Source organism: Anaplasma capra (assembly GCF_025628805.1).
GTDB classification, from domain to species: Bacteria; Pseudomonadota; Alphaproteobacteria; order Rickettsiales; family Anaplasmataceae; genus Anaplasma; species Anaplasma capra.
In genome coordinates, this window is record NZ_JAOTBG010000002.1 from 87597 (window position 1) to 100567 (window position 12971).

Annotated in this window: 9 protein-coding genes; 7 read left to right on the plus strand and 2 right to left on the minus strand. The window is 47.8% G+C overall.

Going from position 1 to position 12971, the window contains the following annotated elements; genetic code table 11:
• The first annotated feature begins 11 nt into the window (after positions 1-11).
• The 4 genes from OC187_RS00955 to OC187_RS00970 all read left to right on the plus strand — a co-directional run bounded on the left by OC187_RS00955 (position 12) and on the right by OC187_RS00970 (position 4016).
• A complete protein-coding gene (locus OC187_RS00955; RefSeq protein ID WP_263008497.1) occupies positions 12-1322 on the plus strand; it encodes an AM410 family tick-upregulated protein in 1311 nt (436 codons plus the stop codon).
• Complete coding sequence (locus OC187_RS00960) at positions 1315-1686, plus strand: HIT domain-containing protein (protein WP_262997804.1); 372 nt, start codon at positions 1315-1317, stop codon at positions 1684-1686. Before OC187_RS00955 ends, OC187_RS00960 begins: the two co-directional genes overlap by 8 nt.
• Positions 1687-1813: 127 nt before the next feature.
• The gene (gene dapA, locus OC187_RS00965; RefSeq protein WP_262997803.1) at positions 1814-2716 is read left to right on the plus strand and encodes a 4-hydroxy-tetrahydrodipicolinate synthase; all 903 of its coding nucleotides are present in this window, start codon (positions 1814-1816) and stop codon (positions 2714-2716) included.
• Positions 2717-2825: 109 nt separating this feature from the next.
• Entirely contained in the window at positions 2826-4016 is a 1191-nt protein-coding gene (locus OC187_RS00970; protein WP_262997802.1) for a phage major capsid protein, read from the plus strand.
• Here OC187_RS00970 and OC187_RS00975 read toward each other — a convergent pair.
• Both OC187_RS00975 and OC187_RS00980 read right to left on the minus strand, forming a co-directional pair.
• Positions 3988-4185 carry a hypothetical protein gene (locus OC187_RS00975; RefSeq protein ID WP_262997801.1) on the minus strand — a complete coding sequence of 66 codons (198 nt, stop codon included), beginning with the start codon at positions 4183-4185 and terminating at the stop codon, positions 3988-3990. The two genes, OC187_RS00970 and OC187_RS00975, sit on opposite strands and share 29 nt — an antisense overlap.
• Positions 4182-6899 (minus strand): 2-oxoglutarate dehydrogenase E1 component, encoded by a 2718-nt coding sequence (locus OC187_RS00980; RefSeq protein WP_263008498.1) that lies wholly within the window; start codon positions 6897-6899, stop codon positions 4182-4184. The genes OC187_RS00975 and OC187_RS00980 overlap by 4 nt, the downstream gene beginning before the upstream one ends.
• Before the next feature lie 249 nt (positions 6900-7148).
• On the opposite strand from OC187_RS00980, the gene OC187_RS00985 reads away from it, so the two are divergent.
• The 3 genes from OC187_RS00985 (at position 7149) to miaB (ending at position 12332) form a co-directional block, all read left to right on the plus strand.
• Complete coding sequence (locus OC187_RS00985; RefSeq protein ID WP_262997799.1) at positions 7149-7976, plus strand: DUF2163 domain-containing protein; 828 nt, start codon at positions 7149-7151, stop codon at positions 7974-7976.
• Between the two features lie 205 nt (positions 7977-8181).
• Positions 8182-10809: a glycoside hydrolase/phage tail family protein gene (locus tag OC187_RS00990; RefSeq protein WP_262997798.1), complete on the plus strand. Its 2628-nt coding sequence runs from the start codon at positions 8182-8184 to the stop codon at positions 10807-10809.
• Positions 10810-10943: 134 nt separating this feature from the next.
• The gene (gene miaB / locus OC187_RS00995; protein ID WP_262997797.1) at positions 10944-12332 is read left to right on the plus strand and encodes a tRNA (N6-isopentenyl adenosine(37)-C2)-methylthiotransferase MiaB; all 1389 of its coding nucleotides are present in this window, start codon (positions 10944-10946) and stop codon (positions 12330-12332) included.
• The last annotated feature ends 639 nt before the right edge of the window (positions 12333-12971 follow it).

Consider the following 12971-nt stretch of genomic DNA (forward strand, 5'->3'; position numbering starts at 1 on the left):
AGGAGATCCATATGAGCAGCGAAAAGGGGTTGCAGCACAAGGCAAGTGAGGCCCTCAAGCAAGCCAAAAAGGGCGTTTCAATCGCTGCAGATGCTTTCACCACTCCACCCACAAAAAGTGAATATGCCTTAACCACCAGAAACACGTGGCAGAACATAAAAGACCTGTTCAACAGAATTAAAGGGGGTGACGAGTGGAGCCCATTCAAGGCAAGAGTTGGGAGAATAGAAAACACACCTAGTGAGCGTAAGCGCGGTAATGACGTCAGCGCTTCTTACGGCATAGATGGAAGGCTGGTCATCAAGGTTGCGGATTACGCATTTAACGGTGAGGCGTTAAAGATATTAGACGCAGTTGACAGCAGCGAAGACAAGAAGTTGGACCCGCACAGTTCCGCGTTCAGGCTGGATTTTTCTAGCGACACCATAATAGACGTAAAAAAGATACTTAATAACAAGAAAGCCATGAAGGGCTACGATAATCTCATGGCGCTGCGTGCTGAGCTAGAAAAATGTGGCGGCGAAATTAGTGTTGAACGTTCCCAGGACGGGTTCAGCAGGGTGCTTAAGGTAACCCTAGACACCGCAAACAAGACAGAGAAAGAGATACAACATGAGATAGAGCTGGTCCTTGAGTGTGCCGGGCTTCGCAACAAAAAGTTGGCACAAAGCTTGGCTAAGGAAATGGCGTATAAGAGGGATAGTGAACATACTGGAGCGGATAGAAGCCGCGTTAGTAGCGCAATAAACGCCGCCTCTCCACCCAAAGATGAAGGCAGCCGGGATGTGGCCGGGAATGTTAGATCTGGAGTTTCAGCAACTTCGGAGGAACACGTGCAAGATTCAGGTGTTGACAGCGCTACTTCACACAGCGTAGATAGTAGTGTATCTAGAGTGGGGGATGATATGGTTCTTGGCAGTTCGGATGCAGCAGCACGACAGGCAGCAGGGGCTCCAGGTGTGTTGTCCGCGCATACAGGAGACATAACACCAGCAAGCTTTGACTTGGCGGCAGCAGCCGGGGAATATGTAAAATCCCAAATTGGGGTGAACTACAACGGGGAAAATGCAGCGAAGAGCCAGACAGCCTTCCTAGAAAATTACTCAGCCGTAAGGGCTGGATTGGGTGAGCATCAGGCTAAGGACGCTGATTTGCACTCGTTGAGTGGCGTGAGCCATGACACCCTGCGCGGCGCCTCTGCGGGGCTTGACGGAGTTACCGACGCCGGTCAACAGCAGGAGGCAACGTTCTCCCCTTCGGCAACCGCTGGGCAGAGTGTTGCCGCTGCGCGGACTTCCCAAGCAAGCCAGGCACGTGACTAGCAACGCGGTAATAGCACAGTACGATAGCGATAATGTGTTCGCTCGTATTCTGAGAGGCGAGTCCCCGTGTCGGAAGGTATATGAGGACGCTCAAGTTCTGGCTTTCCACGACATTAAGCCAGAGGCTCCTGTACATGTCCTAGTAATACCCAAAGGCAAGTATGTGTCATACGATGACTTCATAAGTTCTGACTGTGATATTGCCGGTTTCTTTAAGACGGTTGGCACCATAGCGAGAGAGCTAGGGCTGCACCATGGCGGTTACAGGTTAGTTACTAATCATGGAAAGCTAGCTGGGCAGATAGTACCGCATTTTCACATCCATATACTAGGGTATCCCAAAAAGCCTGAGGGACAGGCCTAGAGTGCCTCCCCATCCTTTTAGCTATGAGTATTGCAATTAAAGCATGGCGCCGCTGCTTGCGCATGCGGCAAAAAGGTGCTATTCGCTCTCCATGTATATGGTGGGACCCCGCAACAGTAGACAAGCGATGAAATTGGAAGGAATCTTTACCGCATTAGTCACCCCATTCAAGGATGACCTATCTCTGGATGAAGACGCGTTGGTCTCGCTCGTGGAGTGGCAGATTGCTTCTGGAATTCATGGAATAGTGCCGTGCGGAACCACGGGAGAGTCCTCAACCCTGAGCTTTGAGGAATATTGCACAGCAATAAAATTGTGCGTAGAAACCTCACGAAACCGCGTTCCAGTGATAGCCGGAGCGGGCTCCAATTGCACTGCAGAAGCCATAAAGAAAGCACTGTTTGCCCAGTATGCAGGGTCAGATGCAGTTCTGATGGTAACTCCCTACTATAACAAACCAAGCAGTGAAGGAGTATACCAGCACTTTCGAGCCATACACGACGCAACCAACATACCAATAGTGCTATACAATATTCCGCAAAGAACGGCAGTTGACATGTCCGACGACACAATCGGAAGAATTGCGGAATTACCCAGAATTGTGGGCATAAAAGATTGCACCGGAGCAGAAAGAGTGACAACCCTAAAAAAAATTCTCCCAGTAGAATTTGCTATTCTCTCCGGGGAAGACGAAACCGCATTAGCCTGCTACGCAAACGGAGGTTCTGGATGCATTTCTGTGGTGTCTAATGTGGCGCCAAAAATGGCTTTGGAGCTCTATAATCGCCATGTGTTAGCAGACATCGATGGCGCAAGAGAGGTTAACAGCAGCTTTGTGGAGCTCAGCAGGATATTATTCATCGAGCCAAATCCATCACCCACAAAATACGTGCTAAGCCTTATGGGCAAGATGCAGCCAAAAGTCCGCCTGCCACTGCTGGAACTAAGCAGTAATGGCCAAACCGCGGTTAGAACAGTGTTAGAAAAACTAAACATTGTAAAACCGGCCTTGTTTTCTGCTTACACATAACAGCAAACTGGGCAATAATACCTTATCCATTACTTGAAGTACTCGGGGTGGCCAACACCCCAAACAGATTCTGCTTACAATCCATATCGACAGCTAACTTAGGAGCCACATGACATTATCTAATTTTGAGACAAAAGACAGCATCACAGGTTTTATTCCCCCATACAACGAGCCTCAGGAACAAGAAAGCAGCGCCTCCTACGAAGGAAATCAGTGTCCTACCACAGATTTACTACAATACATGGAGGAAACCAATCGTAAATTTGACCAGCAAGGTGACCGCCTGGACAGGCTAGAAATCGCCTCTAAGCGCATCAATCTTCACGAGGATCCCAAAGCTGCGCTACAGTGCAAGTCACTTACGGAATATATACGCCATGGACAAGTCACAGGTTTTGAGAAGAAAGGCCTTGATAGCGGTTCAACGCTCGCGTATCTCGTGCCTAGAGAAATTTCTGTGCACATAGACAAACGTCTATCTCAGGGTTCCGTCATGCGCAAACTGTGTTCAGTAGAGAAAGTTTCGGGAGATAGTTTAGAATGTTTCACTACCAACAATCAGGACACTTTTGTGGGCTGGGGAGAAGAGATTAGTGCCGATACCAACGCCCCAAAGCTGAGCAAAACAACCATATATCTGCACGAATTGTATTCACAGCCAAAAATTGCAAAAAAGCTCTTGGATGACTCTCTGGTAGACTTAGAGGGCTGGCTCATAGACAATCTAGTAGATGCATTCAGTAGAAAGGAAAACCATGCATTCATATTGGGAGATGGAAACAAAAAGCCGGTCGGTATTTTGTCATCCGAAGATGGAACTGATGAAGCACAAGTGCAAAGAATACCTTTCAGGCAGCTTAGCAGCGATGCGATAATCTCACTTTATTACTCTTTGGACGAATATTTTGCAGGCAGGGGTGCTTTTATAATGCACAGAAGCGTGTTACAAACAATAAGGTCTCTGAAGACCAGCTCGGGACAATACTTGTTACAGCCTGGTCCCTCCGGAGAAGAAACGTTGCTCGGAGCACCTGTGTACCAGACCTCAGATATGCCACCTATGAGCAATACTGCGCTCCCGATAATAGCGTTTGGAGATTTTAAAAATGCGTACAAAATTGTGGAAAATCGCGACATTAGGGTCTTACGTGATCCATTTACGAGTAAGTCCTTCGTTACATTCTACACGACAAAGCGCGTGGGAGGAAATTTGATAAATGGTAGCGCAATTAAGCTACTCAAGATCGAATCCGACGGGATACAACCCCAACCTACGAGTGACTCAGAACTCCAGACATAGGGAAAACCCGTATATAACGCGGAACTGCAGCAGAAACCGCAATCCGGGCTTCACTATAGGCACTCACCACCCAATCTGTGCCAAAATTTCCTATAACAACAATGACGCGCATGAATCTCATAGAGTACGCAGCCCAGGCGGGATTTTCCCTGCCTGGGCCTTTCCTCATAGATTCCGACGCGCAAATATAGCATCCATTATAGCCTGTTGCTGGGCTACGTGTGTGTTTAAGTACCCAGCAGCTGTTGCTGCAGATTCAGGTCTACCTACGTAGGACAGAGGGCCGGCAATACCAGCACGCCGCATGGATTCCTCAACCCTGTCACGCGCAAAACTCCAACCACCCATATTGTAGTGCTCTTCCTGACACCATGTCACCGAAGCCTTTTTGTACTTCGCAAGTTCGGCAGCCAGAAGCTCAGTAGGAAACGGGTAATACTGTTCTAACCGCAAAAGCACAACATCAGTTCTACCAGCCCTGGCTTCAAGAAGATCATAATACACCTTCCCACTGCATATCACTACTCGACTTACCGCACTAGGGTCAATATCACCGGCACAGTCACCAATAACCGGAACAAAACGGCCTTCAAAGTCAGACACCTTAGACACCGCCATCTTGTGTCTTAGTAAAGATTTTGGGGTAAACACTACAAGAGGTTTTCTGAAATCCCTGTGTAGTTGCCTACGCAGCACGTGAAAAAAGTTGGCAGGGGTTGTACAGTTCACAACTTGCATGTTATCCCCAGCACAAAGCTGCAAATATCTTTCTATGCGTGCAGAGCTGTGCTCAGGACCTTGACCTTCGTACCCGTGTGGCAACAACAAAACTAACCCGCTGGAGCGCAACCACTTGGTCTCGGCAGAAGCGATGTATTGGTCAATGATGATTTGTGCTCCGTTGGCAAAATCGCCAAACTGGGCTTCCCAAATGACCAATACATTGGGAGAATCCAAGCTGTAACCATATTCAAAGCCTGCAACCGCATATTCAGATAGGGGGCTGTCTATAACCTCAAACTTAGCCTGCCCTTCACAGAGATTATTCAGGGGAATGTAGCGCTCCCCAGTTACCTGATCTGAGAGTTTGGCGTGCCTATGAGAGAACGTGCCTCTACCGGAATCCTCTCCCGACAGACGAACCCTAAATTTCTCGGTCAATAGTGAGGCTATAGCCAAAGCTTCACCCATACCCCAATCTATGGAGTCATTCTGCACGCCCTTGAGCCTACTTGCCATCATCCTGGCGATTTTCGGCTCTGCATTAAATCCATCTGGTATGGTGCACAGGGAACCAGCGAGGACAAGTAATTTACTCTTTTCCACCCCGGTGTTGGGGAGATAATCCTGAAACTCACCCGGTTCTGGATACCTGAAGCCACTCCAACAACCTTGAAACCAGTCCGCCCCCTTGGGCTTGTACTGCGCAGATTCAGTAAAGGCGGTCTCCAGTGTCTCGCGGAACTTACCACGCAGCCCGTCAACCTCCTCTCCAGAAATCACCCCCTCACCAATTAACTTTTCTGCATACAAACTTGCAACTGTCTTGTGCTCCGCAATACGTCTGTACATCAGTGGCTGCGTAAACATGGGCTCATCACCCTCGTTGTGACCAAAGCGTCTGTAACAGACTACATCAACTACTACATCCTTCCCAAACTTGCTTCTGTATTCCATGGCCAAATCAGTCGCCAACAACACAGATTCCGGATCATCGCCGTTAACGTGGAATACCGGGGCACCAATCATCTTTGCCACATCAGAGCAATAGAAGGATGTTCTGGTGTCTCCAGGATTGGCGGTGAAACCGATCTGGTTGTTGACTACAATGTGCATAATCCCACCTGGAGAGTACCCTTCAACTCCGCTCAAGGTAAATCCTTCAGCAACTACTCCCTGCCCTATAAATGCGGCATCTCCGTGAACCAAAATCCCGAGTACGGGTGCGCGCTTTTCGTCACTTTTCGCCCTTACTCTACCCATGACAACCGGGTTCACAGACTCCAAATGTGAGGGGTTATACGCAAGCGACAGATGAACCCCACAACCCTCAACTGTTCTGTCAGTTGAATACCCCAGGTGGTATTTCACATCACCCGCCACTGATAATCCCTCCGGATACACCATCCCCCCAGAAAACTCATACAGTACTGCAGCATAGGGCTTGCTCATGACTTTTGTTAGTACGCTGAGCCGCCCCCTGTGCGCCATACCCAGTACAATTTCTTTGAGATTAAACTTCGGCACAAGTCTAACTATCCTTTCAAGCATGGGAATGAGAACGTCGCCACCCTCGATAGAAAACCTCTTGTACCCCGGGTACCTGACGTGCAGAAACTGCTCAAACATTTCTGTCTCCTGCAAGCACTGAAGGATATTCCTCCGTTCTTCTGGTGCTATGACCCTATTTAAGTTTTCAATCCTACTCAGTAACCAGGAGCGTTCCTCTTCAGAGCATACGTGCATGAACTCAAAGCCAATCTTCCCACAGTAAGTCTCTCTCAAAGTCTCCAAAATCGAAGATAATGACGCACCGGACCCACACACAGCCCCAGTGCTTTCAACCATGGAAGAAATATGCTTACTGTAATCAAGTGCCACCTTACCGGCCATACCCAGCGGATCAAGATCAGCTGCAAGATGCCCGTAAGATCTGAAAAAGTTCAGTAGACACAGTACGTTAGAGGATTCGGTCAAACTGTCACAGGAGGTACCCCTGGCATTCCCGGATGCGCGCCCATTCTCCAATGTGTGTACAAACAAATCTCTCCAGCAATCTGAAAGCCCTTCGTCACCGCTCTCGTACCTGCCATACGCCTCTTCCACAAAAAGTGTATTATCCCCAAATAGACAGCCTTCCTGGCCCTTATTAAGACACCTCATATATTTTGCACCCAATATCAAATCACTGGCATAGCGGAGAGAATGCCACCCACTCTAGCATACTTTCATAGTCATTAAAAGTTAACATTGGACCAGCGCTATGCGTAAATTTGAACACATTCGCGGTTCTCTCTCGGGTAATTTTTTGCTTACTAGTTATGCAGCCTGGGCTCTATCCTTTAAGCAGAGATGTATGCATCAAAATCCTTTAGGGAGCACTTATCGGATATTTTTTAGGGGCCAATTCCAATGAAAAACGTAGCACAAGAGCTTTTAACCCATATCTCGCAAGAAGTCATCACTGTTGCACTTTGCTGCAGAATGACCGCAAAGAGCACTGAGGTGAGGCTAACAGAGCATGACGAAAACCTTGAAATCAACAATGCAATCTATAGTGCGTGTAATTGTATAAACTTCGGACCCATACACCACGGTAGAAATAGTATCACAGCCCTGGTAGAGATTACAGAGTGCAACGCAGTCAGTAAGGTAAATCTCATGAACGGGCAATGTGGCCGGGTAGAAGTAGAGTTATTCCTAGTGAATTATGAGAACATATCACAGGGAGCAATTACTTTGTTTGTCGGGACAATCGGCGGAATCACAATCGATGATAACAAACTCAAAATTTCTCTGGAAGGGGCTAAAAACGCGCTACACACCAAAGTCGGCACGCTGTTCTCCCCACATTGCAGGGCACAATTCTGCGATGGTAAGTGTAAGCTAGACAGGGAAAAATTTACGTTTCAAGGCTCGGTTAGTAAAGTTGTAAATTACCTGACATTGGAGGACGCTGCACTGCCCGACATAGACGGCTACTACAAGCACGGAGTGATCACATTTCTCGAGGGAAGCAATCGGGGAGTATCCGTAGGGGTACGCGACCACGTAAGTCACGTGCTCTACTTGTTGAGGAGCACTCCGCATCCCGTTCTGCCGGGAGATGCGTACTCGATAATCGCCGGATGCGATAAAAATTTCCTAACTTGTAGCAAAAAATTCAATAATACGAGAAACTTCCGCGGTGAACCTCATATACCAGATTTAAATTCTATATACCAACCCACTGAGGCTTAAGGGTGGCTATTAATCTGCCACTTAAGCTATGCAATCTTGGGCACATACCCATTGTAAAAACATGGGCACAATTGCCGCGGCACCGTAGCAGAGAAAACCATTGAACCTATATAGTACCACGCCTCTGATTGGCAACGCCACCTGGGGCATTTTTGACCACTCAGTGAGCAAAGTCTCGGCAACCATCAACTAATTCAGGTTTAGCATGTCAGCAACACTAATATTACCTACTATCGCGACCTTGGTGAGCAACACCGTGTGGAAAGCTGTAAACGCATCTGTTGGAGATGCACTCAGGCACATAACGGTTGACGATACACACAACCCTCACCGACGAAACAGACCCGGTACAGGGGCAGCAAGACCTCTGAAGGAAATAAAGGTACAGACATCTACCTACGGCAAGATGCTATATGAAGTTTATGGCACGGTGCGAATATCAGGCAACATAGTGTGGGCACAACAAATAAGACATGTAAGGCATAAGGAAATTCATACAAAGAATAACTCATTATCTACGAAGCGCTCCGTAACCACTGGTTACTATGCAACTTTTGCTGTTGCCATATGCTCGGGACCAATACATAGAATCTCACGAGTATGGGCAAGCGGTAGACCTCTGGACTTATGTAAGATTAAGCACAGGCTGTACAAGGGCACTGAAGATCAAGAGCCAGATCCACTCATATCCTCGGTAGAAGGGAATACTCCGGCATATCGCGGAATTGCTTATATCGTGATAGAGAACCTACCACTCCAGGACTACAACAACACCGTGCCAAATTTTGTGTTTGAAGTCACTGCATACCCTGAAAGCTTTTTAAGAAATCACGTGACCAAAAAAATCGATGGTATACACACGGTAGGAAGCGGAGAATTTGCTTACGACACCGAAGTGCAGACATTAACGCAAACAGAGACGATAGGTACGCAGGAAGCCGCTTACGGCACAGCTGTAAAAATCAATGGAAAAACCGGATACAAAGAGTCTAACGCATTACTGGCTCTGAACACGATGCAAAGCACTTTACCCAACTTGCAGTGGGTCGCGGTGACTGTGTGCTGGTTTACTGACGGCGCCAACATCAAAAATTGCAAGCTACGTCCCGCAACAGCCTATGAAAAGGACGCTAAGATCACACCAGACATCTGGAAAGTTGGCAACTTCACCGCACACAGACTCATGCCACACGACAGCTGCTACCATGCAGGCACCGCCAATGATGCATCTTTGGTGAGGTATATACAAAAGCTCAAACTCACGGGTTATAAGGTCCTTTTACTTCTAAAGCTAATAGCAGATTGCGAAGTAGGCTTGCAGTTGGTGTGCGAAAACCCCGGAGACATTAGCCAATTTTTTGATCTACAGTACCACCCGTTTGTACAGCATTACTGCCTGCTCACAAAAGGGACAATAGACGCATTTGTAGTTGGCAGCAATTTGGCATCGCTCACCAAAATTCAGGATGCTACCGGTGCATTCCCGGCAGTGAATGCCTTGGCGCGCTTAGCTGGGGTGGCAAAACAAACCCTGGGACATGGCGTAATCGTGACTTACGCAGCAAACTGGGATGAGTATCATTCGCATAATGGTATATACAATATGGACACATTATGGGCGTCCCACGATGTTGATGTTGTGGGCATCAACGCGTATTTTCCCCTGACCGACACCCCCAGCCCAGCGTGTGGGTTCAGCGAACAAAGCATCAGGCAGTCTTGGAGTAGCGGAGAAGGCTACGACTACTTTTTCAAGCCCTCTCCTACGGGACATGCTTCCTACAAAAATCTGCATCACGCATGGAAGAACATACATCAGTGGTGGAGTAACCATCACACAAACCATGGCAGCGATATAAAAACCCCATGGAAGCCTGAAAGCAAAAAGGTGTGGTTCATAGAATATGGGTTCCGAAGTGTAGAAAACTGCACGCACAAACCCCCGTCACCAGAGCAGAGCGCCAAAATGCAGAATAACTCAATCCCGGAAAGAGTAGATTTTGCTGCACAGAAAGCCGCCATAGAAGGAACATTAAACGCCTGGAAATCCTCAAAGATGGTAGAGAGAATGCTCCTCTACGCCTGGAACCTTGAACCATATCTCGAAACGGAGTCAGCCTCCTACCGACACTGGCAGACTAGTCACTGGATCAATGGAAAAATAGAACTGGTAACCTTATCAGCAATAATTCAAAGCGTACTTGGTAAGGCTGGTCTACACGCCACAACATCTATGAAGACAGACAAGCTAGTTCTAGGGTATTCCATTCATAACTGTACCCCGGTGTGGACCATCATCAAAGAGCTGCAAAATGCCTATTGTTTTGATCTTCTAGAAAAAGATGGGCAGTTATCACTAGCAGATTCTGACCCGGAATCTATATTGCACATACCCGGAGAGGACGTATATCCCGAAAGTTATAGGGCAACCTATGCAATTGCAGCCCCCAGCGCGGCCTCATCATTGATGTATATCAGCCATAGGTTTTGTTACCAACCAAGGCTCAGGAGCCCCCAGATGTGCAGGGCAAATACTTCACAGACTTCGGGCATTGTGCATACATCACTAGTACTAGATGATCTGCAGGCAGAAGGCATAGTAGACAATTCTTATTACCTGGCAGCGAACCAAAATTGCTCCTACAGAATGTCCGTGCCCATAAGGTACATCCAACTTAACGTCGGAGACGTGATCCGCATAGAGCTAGAGCACATGCAACACACAATCAAGTTGACTAGCATCGAAATCGCAGGTCTACAAGTGTGTCTAGAAGGTATTAGCTATGTTCCAACAAACTTTAGCTGCAAAACCTTCCCTGCACTTCCCGTGTAACCAACAGTAACGTTGCGCATTATTACACAAGGCACCGTGCACAGCTATAGCCCGCGAACGCGCACACAGAGATTTGCGTTGTATCACTACATCAGATGATGTAGGATCGTCCGTTACCATAACATGCGAAGCTTATGAAACGAGGGCTGTATATTAAGTCCTATGGGTGTCAGATGAATGCGTATGACTCCTCAATGATTGAGAATATCCTAAAGCCTTTAGGTTTTACGGCGGTGCCTCGTCCTGAGGATGCGGACATAATATTGATAAACACATGTCACATAAGGGAGAAAGCATCAGAAAAGTTATACTCCACGCTAGGGCGCATGAGAACACAGCGCAAGGAGGGCTGTATCATAGTAGTAGCTGGGTGCGTTGCGCAGGCAGAGGGGGAAGCAATTTTTGAGCGGGCACCATTCGTTGACGTAGTAGTGGGCCCACAGAGCATACATACTCTACCAGAGCTGATAATGCGAGCCACACGTGGGGGTAAGAAAACAATCAATGTCGAGTTCCCCGTCATATCAAAATTTGATGCCATACAAGTATATAGGGAAGCTAACCCAGGAACCTCAGCATTTGTATCGGTTCAGGAGGGGTGCAACAAATTCTGCACATTTTGCGTAGTGCCGTACACCAGGGGCCCCGAATATTCGAGGTCAGTTGAAGACGTGTTAGAGGAAATACGAACACTTGCAGATAAGGGCACCAAGGAGGTTGTGCTGCTTGGACAAAATGTGAACGCATACCATGGAACTTACAGGGGCAATGAGTGGGACTTAGGGCGCCTAATACAGAAGGTGGCCGAGATCAGCGGCATAGAGAGAATTCGATATACAACCTCTCACCCAAAAGACATGCACAGTTCGCTGTACTACGCGCATGAACACGAACCCAAGCTTATGCCTTTTGTCCATCTACCGGTGCAGTCTGGCTCCAACTCTGTGCTCCGCAGAATGAATCGCAAGCACAAGGTGGAGGAATATGTAGATATAATAGACACTCTAAGAAATTCCAGAGATGGCATGGCTTTTTCGTCAGACTTCATTGTTGGCTTTCCGGGAGAGACAGAGCGAGATTTCGAGGAAACGCTAAACTTGGTTAGGCATGTAGGGTTTGCTATGTCATACAGCTTTAAGTACAGTCCAAGGCCTGGAACCCCTAGCGCAGAATACCCTGCTCAGGTGCCAGAAGAGGAAAAGAACGACCGCCTGAGTAGACTGCAGAATCTTTTGTTCGAGCAGCAGCTATCGTTTAATAAAAGCATGGTAGGTAAAGTGATTCCCGTACTAGTGCATAGCGTAGAGGATGGTGCACACGGCGGTGGAAGAACAGTCTTCGGCAGAAGTGAGTACATGCAGTCTGTACACATCTGTGTGGGTGCTGACCCAGCTCAGTATATCAACAAAGTACTCGACGTAAGAGTGTCAGAGGGACACAAAAATTCCTTGAAGGCTTTCATCCACAACACGGGCAGCTACAGTGTTCACGACACTCTCAGCACTGCCAGGGAAGCCATTTAGTGTTTTGGCTATAGTCACCACAGACAACCCACAACATTTCTGACCTGGTATCGCAGTGTAGTGACAGAAACGGCAGAGTTGCTTATCCCACCGTCTTGGTAGACTGCCATTGCATCTTGGGCGCACCAGCGCACAATGTAACTCAGCCAAAACCTTATCTGAGGGGATGATTGCAGTATCACAAGATGTATACCGCAAAACTACCAATATGCCCGGTCTCACCGTATCATCCAAGCGCCACACCATTTACTAGCAGCGCAAAATTGCCATTCCCGCGCGGTACAAGCGCATCAGAGGCGCGCTGTCACGTATCCACCTAGAGGCTAAAGGAATGAACCATCATATTCACATTATGCATAGCTAAGACCGCAACGCAGATATCGGCAATAACCATTGCAGAGCTATAAGCCAAGCGGATAATAGGGCATGTTTCCCGTATCTCAGCCAAGATCTCAGCAGCGCGTGGAAACCTAACCAGCCGAGGCCCTGAATCCAGCCTTATACAGCGGGAACCTATAGTAAAAAACACACAAACGCTATACATCACGAGCATATCGCACATCTTCAGTTCAAGGGACGCGAATATTCCCATCTTTTAGAATTGTTCCATAAGCAGAGGCTCGATCCTATACCGCACCC